This is a genomic window from Alkalicoccobacillus gibsonii, from assembly GCF_016798245.1.
Classification (GTDB): domain Bacteria; phylum Bacillota; class Bacilli; order Bacillales; family Bacillaceae_D; genus Alkalicoccobacillus; species Alkalicoccobacillus gibsonii.
The window spans coordinates 15,924-35,881 of the sequence record NZ_JAEUZA010000002.1 but is presented as its reverse complement, the minus strand read 5'-3'; the positions used below and the strand labels follow the sequence as shown (position 1 = coordinate 35,881).

General features: G+C 42.3%; 21 protein-coding genes. 2 read left to right on the top strand and 19 right to left on the bottom strand.

Translation table 11 applies throughout. The annotated features are described in order from the left end of the window. Positions 1-146: 146 nt before the first annotated feature. On the bottom strand, positions 147-1,433 hold the full coding sequence (locus tag JNO66_RS07060; RefSeq protein WP_203087571.1) for an adenylosuccinate synthase: 1,287 nt from the start codon (positions 1,431-1,433) through the stop codon (positions 147-149). 543 nt (positions 1,434-1,976) lie between these two features. After that, positions 1,977-2,126 (bottom strand): hypothetical protein, encoded by a 150-nt coding sequence (locus JNO66_RS07055; RefSeq protein WP_203087570.1) that lies wholly within the window; start codon positions 2,124-2,126, stop codon positions 1,977-1,979. 142 nt (positions 2,127-2,268) lie between these two features. Between JNO66_RS07055 and JNO66_RS07050 the strand changes: the two genes are divergently transcribed. After that, complete coding sequence (locus JNO66_RS07050) at positions 2,269-2,481, top strand: hypothetical protein (protein ID WP_203087569.1); 213 nt, start codon at positions 2,269-2,271, stop codon at positions 2,479-2,481. 42 nt (positions 2,482-2,523) lie between these two features. On the opposite strand, the gene dnaB is transcribed toward JNO66_RS07050, so the two are convergent. The 10 genes from dnaB to JNO66_RS07000 form a co-directional block, all read right to left on the bottom strand. After that, positions 2,524-3,888 carry a replicative DNA helicase gene (dnaB, locus tag JNO66_RS07045; RefSeq protein ID WP_203087568.1) on the bottom strand — a complete coding sequence of 455 codons (1,365 nt, stop codon included), beginning with the start codon at positions 3,886-3,888 and terminating at the stop codon, positions 2,524-2,526. Between the two features lie 69 nt (positions 3,889-3,957). Next, positions 3,958-4,401, bottom strand: coding sequence for a 50S ribosomal protein L9 (gene rplI / locus JNO66_RS07040; RefSeq protein ID WP_203087567.1), 444 nt, complete (start codon positions 4,399-4,401; stop codon positions 3,958-3,960). Beyond that, on the bottom strand, positions 4,401-6,365 hold the full coding sequence (locus JNO66_RS07035; RefSeq protein WP_203087566.1) for a DHH family phosphoesterase: 1,965 nt from the start codon (positions 6,363-6,365) through the stop codon (positions 4,401-4,403). The genes rplI and JNO66_RS07035 overlap by 1 nt, the downstream gene beginning before the upstream one ends. Positions 6,366-6,377: 12 nt before the next feature. After that, positions 6,378-7,298, bottom strand: a complete 921-nt coding sequence (locus tag JNO66_RS07030; RefSeq protein ID WP_203087565.1) for a YybS family protein — start codon at positions 7,296-7,298, stop codon at positions 6,378-6,380. Between the two features lie 192 nt (positions 7,299-7,490). Further along, a complete protein-coding gene (gene rpsR / locus JNO66_RS07025) occupies positions 7,491-7,724 on the bottom strand; it encodes a 30S ribosomal protein S18 (protein WP_143848023.1) in 234 nt (77 codons plus the stop codon). 41 nt (positions 7,725-7,765) lie between these two features. After that, entirely contained in the window at positions 7,766-8,260 is a 495-nt protein-coding gene (gene ssb / locus JNO66_RS07020) for a single-stranded DNA-binding protein (protein ID WP_203087564.1), read from the bottom strand. Positions 8,261-8,353: 93 nt separating this feature from the next. After that, positions 8,354-8,647, bottom strand: coding sequence for a 30S ribosomal protein S6 (gene rpsF, locus JNO66_RS07015; RefSeq protein WP_203087563.1), 294 nt, complete (start codon positions 8,645-8,647; stop codon positions 8,354-8,356). Positions 8,648-9,254: 607 nt separating this feature from the next. After that, the gene (gene ychF / locus JNO66_RS07010) at positions 9,255-10,355 is read right to left on the bottom strand and encodes a redox-regulated ATPase YchF (RefSeq protein ID WP_203087562.1); all 1,101 of its coding nucleotides are present in this window, start codon (positions 10,353-10,355) and stop codon (positions 9,255-9,257) included. A 78-nt stretch (positions 10,356-10,433) separates the two neighbouring features. Further along, the gene (locus JNO66_RS07005) at positions 10,434-10,637 is read right to left on the bottom strand and encodes a DUF951 domain-containing protein (RefSeq protein ID WP_203087561.1); all 204 of its coding nucleotides are present in this window, start codon (positions 10,635-10,637) and stop codon (positions 10,434-10,436) included. A gap of 77 nt (positions 10,638-10,714) precedes the next feature. Beyond that, positions 10,715-11,743, bottom strand: coding sequence for a YkvI family membrane protein (locus JNO66_RS07000; RefSeq protein ID WP_203087560.1), 1,029 nt, complete (start codon positions 11,741-11,743; stop codon positions 10,715-10,717). Between the two features lie 86 nt (positions 11,744-11,829). Here JNO66_RS07000 and yyaC point away from each other — a divergent pair, with 86 nt between their 5' ends. Then, complete coding sequence (yyaC, locus tag JNO66_RS06995; RefSeq protein WP_203087559.1) at positions 11,830-12,468, top strand: spore protease YyaC; 639 nt, start codon at positions 11,830-11,832, stop codon at positions 12,466-12,468. 54 nt (positions 12,469-12,522) lie between these two features. Here yyaC and JNO66_RS06990 read toward each other — a convergent pair whose 3' ends face one another. The 7 genes from JNO66_RS06990 to mnmG form a co-directional block, all read right to left on the bottom strand. Beyond that, entirely contained in the window at positions 12,523-13,233 is a 711-nt protein-coding gene (locus JNO66_RS06990; RefSeq protein ID WP_203087558.1) for a DUF554 domain-containing protein, read from the bottom strand. Positions 13,234-13,263: 30 nt separating this feature from the next. Then, complete coding sequence (locus JNO66_RS06985) at positions 13,264-14,451, bottom strand: aminotransferase class V-fold PLP-dependent enzyme (protein WP_308807433.1); 1,188 nt, start codon at positions 14,449-14,451, stop codon at positions 13,264-13,266. A gap of 39 nt (positions 14,452-14,490) precedes the next feature. Further along, on the bottom strand, positions 14,491-15,348 hold the full coding sequence (locus JNO66_RS06980) for a ParB/RepB/Spo0J family partition protein (RefSeq protein WP_203087556.1): 858 nt from the start codon (positions 15,346-15,348) through the stop codon (positions 14,491-14,493). After that, on the bottom strand, positions 15,341-16,102 hold the full coding sequence (locus tag JNO66_RS06975) for a ParA family protein (protein WP_203087555.1): 762 nt from the start codon (positions 16,100-16,102) through the stop codon (positions 15,341-15,343). Before JNO66_RS06975 ends, JNO66_RS06980 begins: the two co-directional genes overlap by 8 nt. A gap of 149 nt (positions 16,103-16,251) precedes the next feature. Next, positions 16,252-17,106, bottom strand: a complete 855-nt coding sequence (noc, locus tag JNO66_RS06970; RefSeq protein WP_203087554.1) for a nucleoid occlusion protein — start codon at positions 17,104-17,106, stop codon at positions 16,252-16,254. Positions 17,107-17,297: 191 nt separating this feature from the next. After that, positions 17,298-18,011, bottom strand: coding sequence for a 16S rRNA (guanine(527)-N(7))-methyltransferase RsmG (gene rsmG, locus JNO66_RS06965; protein ID WP_203087553.1), 714 nt, complete (start codon positions 18,009-18,011; stop codon positions 17,298-17,300). A 15-nt stretch (positions 18,012-18,026) separates the two neighbouring features. Continuing rightward, positions 18,027-19,913 carry a tRNA uridine-5-carboxymethylaminomethyl(34) synthesis enzyme MnmG gene (gene mnmG, locus JNO66_RS06960; RefSeq protein WP_203087552.1) on the bottom strand — a complete coding sequence of 629 codons (1,887 nt, stop codon included), beginning with the start codon at positions 19,911-19,913 and terminating at the stop codon, positions 18,027-18,029. Between the last annotated feature and the right edge of the window lie 45 nt (positions 19,914-19,958).

The following is a 19,958-nucleotide window of genomic DNA, read 5'->3' as shown; positions in this document are numbered from 1 at the left end:
AGATTTATCTTAGCATATATGCTTGTCCTGTGCAACGTTTTTTATAAAAAAACTTGTGATTTCTTGTACTTTTTTCTCTTCATCAAGAATATAGGATAAAACAGGGGAATGCAAGGAGCAATTTCGCTCCTTGCGCCTTCTGTTTCTTAAGCAAATACTCCACGAACAAGATTCGTTTGATCACGATCTGGTCCAACAGAGAAGATTGTTAACGGAATACCTGTTAATTGAGATACACGCTCAATGTAGTGACGTGCATTTTCAGGTAGATCAGACAAGCTTTTCGCTCCTGTAATGTCCTCAGTCCAGCCTGGAAGCTCTTCGAATACAGGCTCACATTCAGCAAGGACCTTTAAGCTAGCTGGGAACTCTTCCATCACTTCTCCACGGTATTTGTATGATGTACAGATCTTTAATGTCTCAATTCCAGTTAATACATCAATGGAGTTTAGAGATAGATCTGTAATCCCACTTACACGACGAGCATGACGCACAACAACACTATCAAACCAGCCCACACGACGCGGACGGCCAGTCGTTGTTCCGTACTCATTCCCTACATCACGGATCAAGTCACCGATTTCATCATGAAGCTCAGTTGGGAATGGACCATCTCCAACACGAGTGGTATACGCTTTGGATACCCCAACTACATGATTAATCTTTGAAGGACCAACACCAGAACCAATCGTTACTCCACCTGCAATTGGGTTAGAAGACGTAACAAATGGATACGTACCTTGATCAATATCAAGCATAACGCCTTGTGCACCTTCAAATAGAACACGACGTCCATCGTCTAATGCATCGTTTAACACTACAGATGTGTCACACACGTATTTAGCGATTTGCTGCCCGTACTCATAGTACTCTTCAAAAATCTCTTCTTTTGTGAATCCTTCTGTCTCATAATATTTCTCAAACAGACGGTTTTTCTCTTTAAGATTCAGCTCAAGCTTCTCTTCAAATGTTTCTTTATCCAATAAGTCAGCGATACGAATCCCGATACGTGCTGCCTTATCCATATATGCAGGGCCAATCCCTTTTTTGGTTGTCCCAATTTTATTTTCGCCTTTACGATCCTCTTCCACAATATCAAGCTTTAAGTGATAAGGAAGAATCACATGTGCACGATTACTAATTTTAAGGTTACTTGTGTCTACATCACGATCATGTAGATATTTTAATTCTTCAAGAAGTGCTTTCGGATCAATCACCATTCCGTTTCCAATCACGCAATCCTTCTCTTTATAGAAGATTCCGGATGGGATAAGGTGAAGCTTGTACTTCGTTCCACCAAACACAATCGTATGTCCCGCGTTATTTCCACCTTGGTAACGTGCGACAACCTCTGCTTTTTCAGAAAGATAATCGGTAATTTTTCCTTTTCCTTCGTCGCCCCACTGTGTTCCTACAACAACAACTGATGACATTTGTTGCACCTCCAACTCTCTTCTAAAAACCCTTGATAAGTATATCAGCTAGAGAAGGCATCGTCAAACAAAACACGAACATTCTTATTCGTAAATTCTACATTTGTTCGTATAAAAAGAGCTTACTAGAGTTGTTTTGGGGGTGACTGGGTCAAAATAGTAGGTTTTCTTAATAAAATTGGGATGGGTTCTTGGTTGGGTGGGCTATTTTCTTAGTATGGTGTTGCGCGGGCTTGGTATCGTTAATTGATTTCTTGGTATCGAGGGGTGTGGCTTGGTTTTTGATCGTTTCTTCTTAGTATCAGGGGGCTTTTCTTGATTGGTACCCCTGTTTAGCTTGCTCCACTCTCCATTCTTCTTGGTAACGTCTCTACGCTCTTGATTAAAATGCCTTTCTCCTTAGTACTGTCTCCTATGTTCTTGGTTTTAGCACTTTCCTACATAAGAATCGCCTTTCTTAAACGTGGATACGTTTATTCCTTATTGGGTTGTACGATCTTGGTTGATTGGGCTTTTCTCTTGGTTTTACATTCTGCGGGCTTGCTAAGACTGCTCCACTTCTTGGTATCGATTGCTCCAGCTTGGTTCTCGGTCGGTTCTTCTTGCTATCGATGCTCTCTTCTTGATTGTCCCCCCTTCTAGCTTGCTCCACTCTCCATTCTTCTTGGTAACGCCTCCAAGTTCTTGCTTCATCTGCCTTTCTTCTTTGTTCCGGCATCAACGTTCTTGGTATCAGCTTTTTATTTATAAAAAATCTGTAATAAAGGTTTTACCGTGCATGAAAGAAGGGACAGAGGAATAGGGTTGTACAAGGAGATACGAGAGGAGTGAATGGATGCGAGCGTTTAGTAATAAGCTATGGGCGTTTTCAGTCTTTTTATTACTATTGGCCATTTCGTTGTACGTCATTACAGCTAATATACATAGTTACTATTTATTTATCGGTATGATTTTAGTGACAACTTTGTTTGTGTTAAATGTTGTGCTTGCTCTTGTTGTTGAGATGATTAAATGGGTGTTCAAACCCGTTGGAAAACATGCAAGATAAGCTATATAAAAAAGCAGAGCACACACATGCTCTGCTTTTTCCTTATGCGCCTGGTGGCATGTCGCGTTCGTCGTGTCTCCTGTCGAGGTTTACGAATTTGTTATATTCCTTAACGAAAGCGAGCTCGACGGTTCCGACTGGGCCGTTCCGCTGTTTAGCGATGATAATTTCAATGATGTTTTGGTTTTCCGATTCTTTGTCGTAGTAATCGTCACGATACAGGAACGCAACGATATCGGCATCCTGCTCGATACTTCCTGATTCCCGGATATCAGACATCATTGGACGTTTGTCTTGTCTCTGCTCTACGCCACGTGATAGCTGGGATAAAGCGATAACCGGAACTTCAAGCTCCCTTGCAATGGCTTTTAGCGTACGCGAAATTTCTGATACTTCTTGCTGACGGTTCTCGCCGCTTCGGCCATTTCCTTGGATGAGCTGCAGGTAATCAATCATAATCATACCGAGTCCATTTTCTTGCTTCAGACGGCGGCATTTGGCACGAATGTCGTTTACTTTCACACCTGGTGTATCGTCTATATAGATACCGGCCTTTGATAGTGAGCCCATGGCCATGGTCAGCTTCTGCCAATCCTCGTCATTTAGAGCACCGGTTCTCATGCGCTGGGCATCGATATTGCCCTCGGCACAAAGCATCCGCTGTACAAGCTGACTGGCTCCCATCTCTAAGCTGAAGATAGCGACACTTTCCTCTGTTTTTGTGGCAACGTTTTGCGCAATGTTTAAGGCAAAGGCGGTTTTACCTACTGATGGACGAGCAGCCACGATAATCAAATCATTGCGCTGGAATCCAGCGGTCATCTTATCAAGCTCGGTAAATCCAGTGGCAATCCCGGTAATATCACCCGTTTGGTTTTGAAGCATCTCAATCCGGTCATAGGTTTCCACAAGCACATCTTTAATCGAGATAAAGGCGCTTGTATTCTGACGGTGTGAGACTTCGAGAATCGTCTTCTCTGCTTCGTTTAAGATGGTGTCGACTTCTTCCTCGTTGGCGTATCCCTCTGCTGCAATATCCGTTGCCACGCGAATGAGTCGTCTTAGTACAGACTTTTCTTCCACGATCCGGCTATAGTATTCAACGTTAGCAGCAGTTGGGACGGCATTTGCGATATCCCCTAGGTATGCAACACCGCCAATTTCCTCAAGCCATTTGCGATCCTGCAGATCAGAGGTTACGGTGACTAAGTCAACGGGCTCACCTTTTTCAGCAAGCTCCACCATAACCTGATAGATGCGTTGATGCGCAGCCCGGTAAAAGTCTTCGGGCATCAGCTTCTCCGTTGCAGTAATTAAGGCTGCATCCGAGAGAAAAATCGCACCTAAAACGGCTTGCTCTGCTTCTATATTTTGTGGAGGGGTTCTGTCTGAAAACAACTCACTCACGATTACTCTTCCTTTCGCAAAAAAACAACCGCCTCCAGCTTGGAGGACAGCTGCTTTTCCAGGTCTCTCTTATTCTTCAACCACATGTACTTTAACAGTTGCTGTTACTTCAGGGTGAATCTTGATCGGTACTTTAGTTACGCCAAGTGAACGGATTGGCTCATCCAGACCGATTTTACGCTTATCGACTTTCTTTTTCATTTTCTTTAATGTCTCAGCAATTTGCTTTGTAGAGATTGCTCCGAATAAACGTCCGCCTTCTCCTGATTTTGCTTTGATTTCAACAGTTAGAGCCTCTAGCTCATCTTTATATGCTTTCGCATCGGCTAGTTCCTCTTCTTGTTTCTTATCTGCGCTTTTTTGCTTCGCTTCAAGGTCCTTTACGTTCCCTTTTGTTGCAGCGACAGCTAAGTTATTTGGGAGAAGGTAGTTACGAGCGTACCCTTCAGATACATTCTTCTTCTCGCCTTTTTTTCCTTTTCCTTTAACGTCTTCTAAGAAAATAACTTCCATTATTCGTCTCCCCCTATCACTTCATCAATGGCCTCTTGAAGCGCTTCTTTTGCTTCTTCCACGCTTACCCCCTCAAGCTGGGTAGCCGCATTGGACAAGTGTCCTCCGCCATTTAGTCTCTCCATTATAACCTGAACGTTTATTTCACCCAACGATCGTGCACTAATACTGACCAATCCATCTTCTCGCTGTGAGATCACAAAGGATGCAACCACTTGCTTCATGGTTAGAAGCGTATCTGCAGCCTGGGCAATGATCAGCTGTGTGTACGTCTCTGATGGATCAGCTGTGGCAATCATATAGCCTTCGCGGTACATATCTCCTGATTCCACAAGCTTAGCACGCTTCTTATAGTGTTCCAAGTCTTCCTTCAGGAGCTTTTGAACAAGCACCGTATCAGCTCCATTTGAACGTAGGAACGATGCAGCATCAAAGGTTCTGGCACCCGTTCGTACGGCGAAGCTCTTCGTATCAACGATAATCCCAGCAAGGAGCGCTGTGGCTTCAAGTCGATCCATGTTTAATTGCTTTGGCTGATATTCAAGCAGCTCTGTGACAAGCTCAGCTGTAGATGAAGCGTAAGGCTCCATATACACAAGAACAGGATCGTTAATAAAGTCTTCCCCACGTCTATGATGATCAAGTACTACGACTCGGTCAACCATATCAAGTAGTCTCGGTTCAATAACCATCGAAGGCTTGTGTGTATCCACAATCACGAGCAGCGTTTCTTTATCAATTAAAGAGACGGCTTCTTCTGGTGAAATAAATTGTGACCAAAGGTGATCGTGCGTTTCCACTTCTTCCATCAATCTTTGTACATCTGCATTCATATCACTTTGATCAAGAACAATGTATCCTTCTCGATCATTTACATCTGCAATTTTAAGTACACCGATTGAGGCACCAATTGCATCCATATCTGGACGCGAATGCCCCATTACAATCACACGTTCACTTTCTGTCACAAAGTCACGTAATGCATGGGAAATGACTCGTGCTCGCACACGTGTACGTTTCTCCATTGCATTGGTTTTGCCTCCGTAGAACCGGACACGACCATTCTTTCGTTTGATCGCTACCTGGTCTCCACCACGACCCAAAGCAAGGTCTAAGCTTGATTGTGCGACTTGTCCGAGCTCTCTAAGAGAGGACTCATCCGTCCCCACACCAATACTTAATGTAATGGATGCTTTTTCTCTACTTGTCGCCTCTCGAATCTCATCCACAATTGCGAACTTATTTTCTTCGAGCAACAGAAGTGACTTATAATTCATCACAGCTAGAAACCGATCTGAAGCCGTTCGTCTTAGGAAAATATCGTAGTCATTCGCCCATTGATTTAACGTAGACGTAATCGTACTCATCATCCGACTTCTGACTTGCTCTTCCATGCCCTGTGTGACTTCATCATAGTTATCTAAGTAAATCAATGAAACAACAGTCTGAGTATCTTCGTACAGCTCTTTTGTCTCTTCCTTTTCGGTTACATCCGTTAAGTAAATGAGTCGTTCATTGCGTTCAACCTCTACGTGATAAAACACCGAATCAACTTGAATCGTCTCAGACGTAGAGCCCTCATCAAGAATCACAAGAAGATCTTCACTAATCACAGAGAGATTCTCTCCAATCAGATCGCCCTCAATTCGATTATTTACAAAAGGATTGACCCACTGAATCACATGATTCTCATTATACAAAATGATGCCAACTGGGAGATTGGCTACGGCACCCTCTCCAGCCTTATTCACTCGATAGGAGAGAGTAGAAAGATACGCTTCCAAGTCTTGTTCAAACCCCTGTTTGGCGAAAACCGAATAAAGGGCTACAAGAATGACAGCAGCAAAGCTTACGAGACCCAGTTGCCAATGCCAAAATGTAATCAACGTGCTTAACACAATCGCCACAGCAAACAATGCAATGACATGATAGCCGTGCCATCGTTTCATTATAGACTTCGGCATTCTTGTCAACTCCTACTTTCTCTGGCTTCCCAGCCTACTTTTCAAATCAAGAACGAGATCAGCGATACCGACCAGTCTAACAATTTGTTGAAGCGGCGCAAGTACTAGTGTTACAACCACAGCAAGAATCCCAACAATCTTAGGAAGCTTCTTCAAATGGAAGAAGAATAAGATAAAGGATAGTCCTTGAATAGTCATAATGGTTTCTATTAATAAAAACACATTGGTTACTGCGATAAAAAGAGTGCTTCCCTCTTCTGGTTGCGTGGTAAGTAGTAAGATAAACGCAATCAAATAGTACCAAATAAAGGCCTTCGGAAATCCCCATTCACGTAAAGGTGGTACTCGGTTTGCCTCTAGATTACAGCGTCTTAACAAGATACCCGCTAGCCAGACTGTTATAACTCCCATAACAGTTCCAGTTAGAACTAAGATAAATGGGATGATATAAGGAATAAAGGTTAAGCTCTCCGTTACCGATTCAATTTGTCCTGACGAGGTTCCTGCTTGTTCCAGTAAGGATGTTACTTGATCACGCTGTGTAGCAATCATCTCTCGCAAGCTTTGGTCTGATAGTAGCGTTAACAACACATATCCAATTAATAGATGGAATATGTACGTTAAGCTCGCTCCAATCAATACAGCAAACCCATCGGCCTTTCTACGATGAAGCTCACCAATCACAATACCAACAGATGCCCACACAAAGGTTAGAATAAACGCTTCAACAAATAGAGCTGTTAGTATACAGAGAATTCCAAAGAGAAGGAGTGAAGGCTTGATTCCATGACGCGCTGCAAAATAAACAAGTGGTAGTGGCAGAGTCCAAAGGACAACCACATTCAAAATCGGAACAAGAAGTGTAGCAAGTAATAGTAAAACATATAATCCAACAATCAAAATGCCATCTTTCCAAGCACTTTTTTGATTCACGATGTCACCTCTTTTTACAAGAAACACATACCCTTTTTCACAAGAAAAAAGGTCTACTTCCATCTCAATATATACCTGTCTATTTTATCGTAATTGCCTACAGAATTAAAGGTTTCCTTTTAGTGTACACTCTTTCTGTAAAAAAAATAAATCGACGAGGAACGGATTCCTCGTCGACCTATTTAATCAACATTAGTTTACTTCGTTAACATAAGGAAGTAATGCGATTTGACGTGAACGCTTGATAGCGATAGTCAATTTACGTTGGTACTTAGCAGACGTTCCAGTCACACGACGAGGCAAGATTTTGCCACGTTCTGAGATAAAACGTTTAAGAAGCTCAGTATCCTTATAGTCAATGTGCGTAATTTTGTTTACAGTGAAGAAACAAACTTTCCGGCGTTTAGGACGACCACGACGAGCCATAACGGAACAACTCCTTTCTTATAATTGATCAGGCAGAAAACTTAAAACGGTAGATCATCGTCCGAGATATCAATGGGTTTCCCATCATTTGCAAATGGGTCATCCTTGTATCCACCCTGCTGCTGTCCGCGGTTATCGTTCTGGTTTGGAGCGTAACCACCTTGAGCATAGTTATTGTTAGACTGTGAACCACTGTTTTGTTGGTTGTTCTGACTGTTACGCGGTTCCAGGAACTGGACGCTTTCGGCAACGATTTCGGTCACATAGACGCGACGGCCTTCATTGTTGTCGTAGCTTCTTGTTTGTACACGGCCATCGACGCCTGCCAAGCTGCCTTTAGTTAAAAAGTTAGCTACATTTTCAGCTGGTTTACGCCATACGACGCAGTTGATGAAGTCAGCTTCACGATCTCCCTGTTGATTCGAAAATGGACGATTCACAGCAAGTGTAAAGTTAGCAACAGCCACTCCGCTTGGTGTATAACGTAATTCAGGATCTTTTGTCAGGCGACCAACTAGGACAACACGATTGAGCATCCAAATCCCTCCCGCTTCTAAAAGTATTAAGACGGTCCCCGAGAGGATGTCCAAAAGCAAGATTAAGCGAGACTGCTTAACCTCTGGTTTTAATTATTGTTCGTCTTTAGTTACTAGGACACGAATAACGTTGTCGTTGATTTTGATTAAGCGATTAAATTCATTAAGCGCATCAGAATCAGCAGCAGCGTTTACGTTTAGCAATACGTAGAAACCTTCAGTGAAATCATTGATTTCATAAGCTAAACGACGTTTACCCATTTCATTAACCTTTTCGATCTCAGCACCATTCGTTGTTAATACGTTGTTAAAACGTTCAACGATTTCTTTATAAGCTGATTCTTCCAGGTTTGGAGCGATGATGTACATAATTTCGTACTTACGCATTCCGGCCACCTCCTTTTGGTCTAAGCGGCTCCGATAAACAGAGCAAGGAGCAAAACTCATCGACAGAGTCATTTTACTCACAACAATTAATGATAGCAGATAAGGACGATAAAATCAACAAGCACTAATGACTTTATTTAGGTGCTTTAGCTGTCGCTACAGAGAAGGGGCACGCTTTCCTGTGGAGGGCGTTGAACTAAATTGGCTGCGCCAATCCATTTCAACCTTGCCCTTTTCTCCACTAGGAGTCGACCCCTTCTCTTTCGCTGGTTTTGGGTGGGTTATGTGCTGGGATTTGAATTTGTGAGTATTGATGGAAATTTTCGCGTGTTTTTCTTTTCGCGCGCGCATTTCGGCCTCATTCTCGCGCACTTTCCTCTCCTCTCGCGCACCTCACCTTCATTCTCACGCACTTTTCTCCCCGCTCGCGCACCTCACCTTCATCCTCGCGCACTTTTCTCTCCTCCCACGCACCTCAGCCTCATTCTCGCGCACTTCCCTCTCCTCCCGCGCATCTCACCTTCATCCTCGCTCCTATTCCACATAAGAAAACCCCGAGCGCTCTCTTGAACGCTCGGGGTTTATTCTTACTATTGTATTCTACTGCTTACACGTTAAAGCGGAAGTGGATGACGTCTCCGTCTTGGACGATGTATTCTTTTCCTTCTAAGCGGACTTTTCCGCGTTCTTTGGCGACTGCCATCGATTTGGCATCGACTAGGTCTTCGTAGGAAACGATTTCAGCACGGATGAAGCCACGCTCGAAGTCAGTGTGGATGATTCCAGCTGCTTGTGGTGCTTTGATGCCTTTTTTGAATGTCCACGCACGTACTTCTTGTACGCCTGCTGTGAAGTAGGTTTGTAGGCCAAGCAATTGATAAGCGGCACGGATCAGTTGGTCCAATCCTGATTCAGCGATTCCTAAATCATCAAGGAATTCTTGTTTTTCATCGCCTTCAAGCTCCGCAATTTCTTCCTCAATCTTCGCACAAACAACGATGACTTCACTGTTTTCTTCAGCTGCAAAAGCTTTAACCTTTGCTACGTAATCGTTTTGTTCTGGATCCATGATGTCTTCTTCACTTACGTTTGCTGCATACAGAACAGGTTTACTTGTTAATAGGTGAAGTCCTTTAACAATTTTCTCTTCGTCTTCTGTAAACTCTACGCTACGAGCCGGCTTTTCTTCTTCAAAGGCATCACGTAGTTTTTCAAGAACTGCAAGCTCTGCTACCGCTTCTTTATCCTTTGTACGAGCAAGCTTTGATACACGTGCAATACGCTTGTCCACTGATTCAAAGTCTGCAAGGATTAGCTCAAGGTTGATCACTTGGATGTCACGAATCGGATCTACACTTCCGTTTACGTGTGTGATGTTATCATCTGCGAAGCATCGTACAACGTGAGAGATCGCATCTACTTGGCGAATGTGAGATAAGAATTTGTTTCCAAGTCCTTCCCCTTTACTTGCACCCTCTACAATTCCAGCGATATCTGTGAATTCAAATGCAGTTGGAATAGTTTTTTTCGGTTCAACAAGCTCTGTTAATACGTTTAAACGGTGATCAGGTACTTCAACGATCCCCACATTTGGATCAATAGTACAGAACGGATAGTTTGCAGATTCCGCTCCAGCTTGTGTGATTGCATTAAATAACGTGGATTTCCCTACGTTTGGTAGACCCACAATTCCTGTTGTTAAAGCCACTTCAGTCACGTCCTTTTCTGTCTTCTCTATTTTGGCACAAGAAAACAAGGCAACGGATCAGGCTCCCCTCACCTTGTTTCACTCACTACGTTCTGCAGGTTCTAAAATCTTTTTAAGCTTGCGGGTGAATTCCTTACGTGGAAGCATAACGCTGTGCTGGCAATTCATACATTTAATGCGTACATCCATCCCTACGCGAATAATCTTCCACTGATTGGCTCCACAAGGATGCGGCTTCCTCATCTCAACAATATCGTTAAGGAAGAATTCCTTATCTGCCATTCAATTCGACCTCCTTGAAGCATACTGCCTCTATTATACACGATACCATAGTGAAAAGGGAAACCGTCTCGTATGCTTTACAAGGTCTTTTTTGACATCGGATGACGAAAGAATGGATATAAAATGATTGCAACCAATAAATAAAGGTTAACAGCCCCATATAACGGATATAACACAGCAATCATTGATGAGAACCCAAAGGTTGTAAGTGGAGCCATGATAGCAAGCAACAGCATGGCCACTAACCAGGTCTCCCCTTTTAATACGCCTCTTAATCTCGAAATCAAGCCAAAGATCCCTGCTCCGGCTGTTGTATAGATTGCAAGCCAAAGTAAAACGGACATCGCTACAACCATCACAGACGGATATTGTTTAAGAATAACAAACAAGGGAATTTCGTAAAACATAATCTCATTTGCAATTTGTAAGAGAGATTCATTATATAAGTACGAAATGGACCCCATTAATAGGCCGCTCCCAATCGTTGCAATCCAAATTTCTCCGCGATGGGAAATCTGATTCCCAATGGCTGAGACCACAGCTACAATCGGTAATATATTTAATGCAGTAAATGTGATAGCAGACGGCCAATTTGATTGATGAGATACATCAAAGCTGAAGGAAAATCCAAGCGAAGATTGAAAGACTAATAAGATACTAACTAAAGAAAGAATTAATATTGGAATCAGAAAGGCATTAATGGTGGTCATACCCTGGGTATCACGTAAAAATAAAAGCACGACAAACGCTGCAGTACCAACCATTCCGAGCCAAAATGGAATGTTATATACCTCAAGTGTGGCTCCTGCACCGGCAAGCATAATTGTTGTTGTCGAGAACAAATAAGACAAAATAATCCAATCATAAAACCGTGCTAGCTTCGGTCCAACCAGTGTTGTTAACAATGGAACATACTGCGTACTCTTTTGTTTATACGCTAGATTTAAAATCACAAAACATGAAACCGTAAACAGTCCAGTAAATAAAAGAATGGCTACATTACTCTCTGCGCCAAAGAACTGCCAAAGCTCACGTCCGGAAGCATAACCTGCACCTATTAGTGTTCCTACAATTAAGAACATCCATTTCAACCCATTTGCCCACATTGAAGCTCGCTCCCTTTTTTGTCTACATGTATAAAAATGGCCTTAACCTACTATACTGTTACTACTATGGCAAAGGAGTACAAGTTATGAGTCCAAACCTATGGCGTTTTAATAAAAAGAAACCAAAGCCGTTTCGTGTTCCTTATGATCAGATTCATTCTCATGATGCATTTGCTCGGAAACTTGTCTCTTATTGCAATGCGGTAGAAAAACGAGATCTTGTTATCTTATGTGTAGGAACCGATCGTTCAACGGGCGATTCTCTTGGGCCTTTAATTGGCTCAAAGCTTGAAGCAATGTCACTTAACCACTTTCATGTCTATGGGACACTGGCCTACCCTGCCCATGCAATGAATCTAGCAGAACGCGTTTCGGAGATTGCTGCCAATCATCTTAACCCCTTTGTTATTGCGATCGACGCGTGCCTCGGGCAAGAGAGCAATGTGGGATCCCTAACGATTCAAGACGGACCACTTCATCCAGGAGCAGCTGTACACAAAAATCTTCCAAAGGTTGGAGATATCCATATTACTGGCATCGTGAATGTTGGTGGCTCTATGGAATTTTACGTTCTTCAAAATACAAGACTCCATGTTGTCATGTCTATGGCTGAAAGTATTGCCCAGTCCATTCATCTGGCTGATCAACAGCTACACCATGTTTCCACTCAAAGACCTGCCATTCAAGCAATGATTCAATATAAACCGACAGATATCAAACAATAGTCTGCATAAATAGAAAGAGGAATGCCACCGCTACGGGGCATTCCTCTTTCTATGTTAAAACAAGGACAGCATCAAAATGACTAGCGCCAGCACTGGTAACGCAGGTAATAAATTCGCTACCCGGATGGTTGTGAGTCCTAATATATTTAATCCAATGGCAACAACCATCACTCCACCTACTGCGGTCATTTCTAAAATAAACTGCTCGAGTAACACATCTGGCACAAATGCTGCGATATATGTCGCTAAAAGGGCAATCGTCCCTTGATAGAGCATAACAGGGATTGCCGATAGTAACACACCAAACCCCATGGTCGACGCAAAGATAATAGCAGATAGTCCATCTAGCATCGCCTTTGTATAAAGCAATGAGTGATCTGCTCGAAGCCCACTATCAATCGAACCAAGCACAGCCATCGCTCCTACGACATAGATCAGTGAGGTCGTTACAAAGGCTTGGGCTACTTTTCCAGACTCCCCTGATTTAGCTGGCTTTAATTTGGATTCAATCCATTTTCCTAGCTTATTTAAGTAGGAATCAATCCCTATCCATTCTCCTAGTACGGCTCCTACTGCTAAACAACCAATGACTAGTAAGAAGTCTTCTGTTTGGAGTCCCATTTGCAAACCTAATAAGATGATCGCAAGTCCAATTGCCTGTAGAACGGTTGTTTTCATCTTCTCAGGAATGTTTTGTACCATGAGTCCAATGAAGCCTGCCACAATAATGGCCAATCCATTTACTAATGTACCTGTTAATACCATAAAAGAGTACGTCCTATTCTTTAATTTTGCTTATTCGATAAAAGCCTCTACGATGTCATTTATTGCATTAATTAACGTTTGTACTTCTTCTACTGTATTGTATGGACCAAAGCTAACTCTCACTAATCCTTCATCAGCCGTTTGTAATTGGTGATGTGTTTTAGGTGAGCAATGTAATCCTGCTCGTACAGCAATTTGATAATGATTATCTAAGATCATAGCGAGTTCATGACTAGCAAGATGTTTCACGTGAAACGAAATAACAGCCACTCGCTTTTGGAGGTCAGTTGGTCCAAAGCATGTCACAGCTTCAATTGTGGACATTCCCTCTAAAAACACCTGCATGAGTGCTTCTTCGTGAGATTGGATCGTTTGAATGCCTCGCTCTTTGATTGCTTGAACGCCAGCTAATAGCCCTGCAATTCCAGGCGTATTGAGCGTTCCTGATTCGTAACGCTCTGGCCAATTCGGTGGCTGTGTTTCAAGCTCAGAATACGCTCCGGTTCCGCCTAAAATGAGTGGCTTTAGGTCATAATCACTGTAACTAATGAGTGCCCCCGTTCCTTGAGGTCCGAGTAACCCTTTGTGACCCGCAACTGCTAATAAATCAATATGATCTCTCTTCATTTGTATATCTACTTTTCCAGCTGTTTGCGACGCATCAACAACTACCGTAATGGAGCGATCCTTTAATTGCTCTCCTAATTCCTTCACTGGGAAAATTGCACCGGTTACATTTGATGCGTGAGAAATAACAATCATTTTCGTTTGATCAGTGATTTGTTCAAGAACATCTTCAACTTGAAAAAGCTCCGAATCATCCGGTGTGAGATATGTCACTTGGACATTCATTTCTTGTTGGAGCCTATGTAATGGACGTAATACTGAATTATGCTCATATGCAGTTGTGATAATATGATCTCCTGAGCTAAAAGGAAAACCAAGAATCGCTTGATTTAATGCCATCGTTGCATTTTGATAAAACCAGACATGATTTGCATGAGGTGCTTCAAAAAACTGAGCGATTTCGCTTCTCGCTTGTTTTACAATGGATCCCGCCTTTTGTGACAAGGCATGTCCTCCGCGACCAGGATTCGCCGCAAACTCATCTACAGCTTGCTTCATTGCCTCCCCTACTTGAGCTGGCTTTGGAAATGATGATGCTGCATGATCAAAATAAAGCATAGAACCGACCCTTTCATTAAAAAAAGAAGCCACCTTAAATGGATGACCTCACCTTTTTTCATTTTTAGATCATTATTTCTGAGTTTCCTCAATGGATAGGATCTGAAGAATTCTTTCAAGGTCGTCTTCAGAGAAGTAATCAATTTCGATTTTCCCTTTTTTCTTACCAGGTTTAATCGCTACAGATGTTCCAAGTGTTGAACGTAAGAGATCCTGTCTCTCTTTAAGAAAAGGTGAAAGATTAATCTTTCTTTTCTTTGTTTCACGTGAAACACGTTCATTAACTTGTTGGATTAAAAGCTCCAATTCTCTTACACTTAGCTTATCATGTAGGACTTTCTCCAATAATGATGAGATTTTATTCTTATCATTTAAACCAAGTAGCGCACGACCATGTCCCATCGAGATCTTGCCATCTTGAATAAACTCTTGAACCACAGTTGGCAGTTGCAGCAAACGAATATGGTTAGCGATATGCGGTCTACTTTTACCAAGGCGCTTAGCTAGTTGCTCCTGTGTCACATTTAAATGGCTCATAAGCTTCTGGTAAGCAAAACCTTCTTCAATTGGATTTAAATCCTCACGCTGAAGGTTCTCAATTAACGCTAATTCCATCATTTCGTCTTCCGTATACTCTTTCACAATCGCTGGAATTGTCTCAAGCTTCGCATGCTGAGCCGCTCGGAAACGACGTTCTCCGACCACTATTTCAAACCCTTTTATACTCTTACGGACAGTGATTGGCTGCAGCAAGCCATGTGTTTGGATGGAATGTGCTAGCTCACTAATTGCTTCCTCCGTAAAGGTTTTACGAGGCTGATATGGATTGGGACGGATTTGCTTAAGAGCAATTTGTTCAATTTGTTCTTGTTTCTCATCAGAGTGTTCTGGAAAAAATGCCTGAAGACCCTTCCCTAAACCTTTAGCCATTTGTAACCACTTCCTTCGCTAAATCTACGTAAACCTCAGCTCCACGTGACTTTGCATCATAGACAATGATTGGTTTCCCGTGACTTGGTGCTTCTCCAAGACGAACATTACGAGGAATGATGGTATCAAACACTTTTTCTCTGAAATACTTTTTCACTTCATCAATCACTTGTATACCAAGATTGGTTCGGGCATCAAGCATTGTTAGCAAGACACCTTCTATAGCTAAATCTGTATTTAAATGTTTCTGTACTAAACGAACCGTATTTAATAGCTGGCTTAATCCTTCTAATGCATAATACTCACATTGAACAGGAATTAAAACCGAGTCTGATGCAGTTAACGCATTGATCGTTAACAATCCTAAAGACGGTGGGCAATCAATAAAAATATACTCATACTCATCAGCAACCTCAGATAACGCTCGTTTTAAACGAACCTCTCTAGAAATTGTTGATACTAGCTCAATTTCTGCACCTGAAAGCTGAATAGTAGAAGGAATGACAGATAAGTTTTCAACCGTTGTTTCACGTATAACGGACTTTGTTTCTATATCTTCAACAAGCAGATCGTACACACACTCGTCTACGTCTCCTTTTTCTACCCCTACTCCACTTGATGCATTTCCTTGCGGGTCTATATCAACCAAAAGGACTCGATGTCCCAGAAAAGCAAGACATGCGCTTAAGTTCACGGCTGTGGTTGTTTTACCCACGCCTCCTTTTTGATTGGCAATCGAAATAATCTTGGCCACTTAGCCACCTACTTTCCCTCAAAAAAGAACTAACATAAGTCGTTATTATTCTATCATAGTTTGAGAGAAAACATTTTAGAAAGTTGTGTGAGATCAAAAATCTCTTCAAAAAGATGGGTAAAAAAAGAACCTATCTTTCAAAAGATAGATTACTTCTTAGGGATGCGAATGGTAAATTGATAGAATTCGTCGTTTTCCTCTTCGTCTGTATCTATATTTAGCCCACTTTGAAGAACCATGTCTACGGACTGCCTAATGGTATTCATCGCAATTCTCATATCCTTTGAATACGCTTTACGAGTTGGCTTCTTTTTCTTCTCTTCCTCGGGAGCTTGACCTGCCTCCAATAAGGCTTTCACGCGTTCTTCTGTTTGTTTGACATTTAGTGAATGTTCAATGATCTCATTTAAAATGAGTTCTTGCTTCTCTGCATCTTTCAAAACAAGTAAGGAACGAGCATGTCTCTCCGATATTTTACGATCCAAGATGGATTGTTGTACAAAATCAGGTAGATGAAGCAACCTTAGCTTATTTGCAATGGTTGACTGACCTCTTCCAAGTCTTTGTGCTAAGCTCTCCTGCGTTAATCCGTGAATCTCAATCAGCTTTGCGTACGCTACAGCTTCTTCAATTGCTGTTAATCCTTCACGTTGAAGATTTTCAATAAGTGCAATGGAAGCAGTCTGCGAGTCATTAAATTCCTTTACAAGCGCAGGGATCTTCTCCCATCCCAGATGTGTAACTGCACGCCAACGTCGCTCACCAGCAATGATTTCGTACTTGTCGTCGCGCTTACGGACAACAATTGGTTGAATGACACCATGTGTACGAATGGTTTGTGCAAGCTCTTCAATTTTCTCTTCATCAAATACGGTCCGTGGCTGAAAACGATTGGGTACAATTTCTGCTAGATCGAGTTGTTGTACTTCCTCATTCTCTTTTATCACTGCTGTTTCATCCTGTTTGTCACTAAAGCCAAATAGGCGTGAAAACGGCTGCTTCATCGCCCTGACACCACCTTCTGTTTATAAACCTCAATGTCCTATCTATCTATTCGACACTATGGTCTATAATCCCTTTTTATCTCTAACTCTTTTATATCCAACCTGCGTAAGGTCGTCAAGATATTGTTTTATTCTTATCAACTACGTATGTAAGATTGGCAGTGTTCCACGTGAAACACTGCCTGTAACATTTAGAGAGGCTGCTTAGCAGGAACGCCTGCCTTGCGTGGGTATTTCTTTGGTGTAGATCGTGTTTTTTGGAGTATATAAATGGTTCGTTCACTTTCTTCTTCAGGCAACGTAAACGAGAATGTCTCACCAACTGCACCACCTAAAATATCAAGTGCTTTTTTGGCGTCCTTCAATTCTTCTTCCGCGCCTGCTCCTTTCATTGCTAAAAACTCTCCTCCTGTTTTGGCAAAAGGTAAGCAAAGCTCTGAAAGAACAGATAACCTGGCAACCGCACGCGCTGTTACGACATCAAAGCGAGCACGGTATGCCGGATCCTGCCCAGCAATTTCAGCGCGGTTATGATGAAAATGGACATTCTCAAGCTTAAGTTCCGACGCTAAATGTTCAAGAAAGCCAATTCGCTTTTTTAAGGAATCAATAATGGTTACGTGAATATCTGGAAACACAATTTTAATGGGTAAGCTCGGAAAACCTGCTCCTGCTCCCACATCTAAGATTGATTTTTGCTCATTAAAGGAATAGTAAAATCCTGCACTAATGGAGTCATAAAAATGTTTAAGGTACACATCTGACTCAGACGTTAGTGCCGTTAAGTTCATCTTTTCATTCCACTCAACGAGGAGTTCAAAATATCGTTCAAACTGCCATTGTTGATGCTCAGATAAGTCAATTCCTTTTTTTGATAAAGCTAGAACAAATTCACTTTTATTCATAGTTCCCTCTTTCTATCATTTCACTTTTGCTAGTTTTCCTTGTTCTAAATAAACAAGAAGAATCGAGATATCCGCAGGGTTTACGCCAGATACACGAGATGCTTGACCAAGGGAGATTGGGCGTACCTCAGCTAGCTTTTGTTTCGCCTCTGTGGCCAATCCGTTTATAGCCATGTAATCAAGATCTTCTGGAAGCTTTTTGTTTTCCATTTTCTTCGAGCGTTCAACCTGTTGTAGCTGTTTACCAATATATCCCTCATATTTCACTTGGATCTCAACCTGCTCCGCTACATCCTCTGCAATATGTGTGTCAGCTGCCGGAATAATAGAAGCGATATGCTGATACGTTAACTCAGGACGGCGTAATAAGCCGGCTGCATGCATCGCCTCTGCTAAAGGTGACGAACCTGCTTCAGCTAGCACCTTATCCACATCTGCAGATGGTTTGATAATAATTTTTTCAATTCGTTTCTTCTCTGCTTCAATCTGCTCTTTCTTCTTCATGAAACGAGCGTATCGATCCTCTTTAATTAAGCCAATTTCATGACCGATTTCCGTTAGACGTAAGTCAGCATTGTCGTGGCGTAGAAGGAGTCTAAATTCGGCTCTAGAGGTCAGGAGACGATATGGCTCATTTGTACCCTTTGTGACGAGGTCATCAATTAATACGCCAATATAGGCTTGTGAGCGATCAAGGATTAAACCTTCATCTCCTCTAGCTTTAAGAGCAGCATTAATTCCAGCCATTACTCCTTGCCCTGCTGCTTCCTCATAACCTGATGTTCCGTTGATTTGACCAGCCGTAAATAGTCCTTCGACTTTTTTCGTTTCAAGTGTTGGCCATAGCTGTGTTGGCACAATGGCATCGTACTCGATGGCATAACCAGGTCTCATCATTTTAACATTCTCAAGTCCAGGGATTGTTTTTAACATATTCAATTGAACGTCTTCTGGAAGGCTTGTTGATAGCCCTTGTACGTAGACCTCCGTTGTATTACGGCCTTCAGGCTCAAGGAAGATCTGGTGACGCGGCTTATCATTAAAACGAACAATCTTATCCTCAATGGATGGGCAATAACGCGGACCTGTTCCTTCAATCATTCCAGAGTACATTGGCGAACGCGTTAGGTTCTGATTAATCATCATATGCGTCTCTGTAGACGTATACGTGAGCCAGCACGGTAGTTGATCCGTAATGTACTTCGTCGTCTCATATGAGAAAGCACGAGGAACATCATCACCAGGTTGAATCTCTGTCTTATCATAATCAATTGTGTTTCCATTTACACGAGGTGGTGTGCCTGTTTTAAAGCGAACCATCTCAAAGCCAAGCTCCTGCAGGTGGTAAGAAAGCTGCACAGATGGCTGCATGTTATTTGGACCACTCTCATAAGCCAATTCACCAAGAATGATTTTTCCACGTAAGTACGTACCTGTCGTGATGATAACTGACTTACTGCGGTACTCTGCACCTGTATTAGTGATGACACCTTTACAGATTCCATCCTCAACAATCAGCTTCTCCACCATTCCTTGGCGAAGGAGAAGATTCTCTTGTTCTTCAATTGTTTTCTTCATTTCATGCTGATATAGGAATTTGTCAGCCTGCGCACGCAGTGCACGCACAGCTGGTCCTTTCCCTGTGTTCAGCATTCTCATTTGGATATGCGTCTTGTCAATGTTACGGGCCATCTCGCCGCCTAATGCATCAAGTTCTCGTACGACAATCCCTTTTGCCGGTCCTCCAACGGATGGATTACACGGCATAAACGCAACGGCATCGAGGTTCAGTGTCAGCATAAGTGTGTTTGCACCCATGCGTGCAGAAGCAAGTCCTGCTTCTACTCCTGCATGACCTGCCCCAATCACAATGACATCAAATTCTCCACCTTGATAGCTCATCGTTCATCCTTCTTTCTATTTTTACTCTCATTTACATGAAATGAG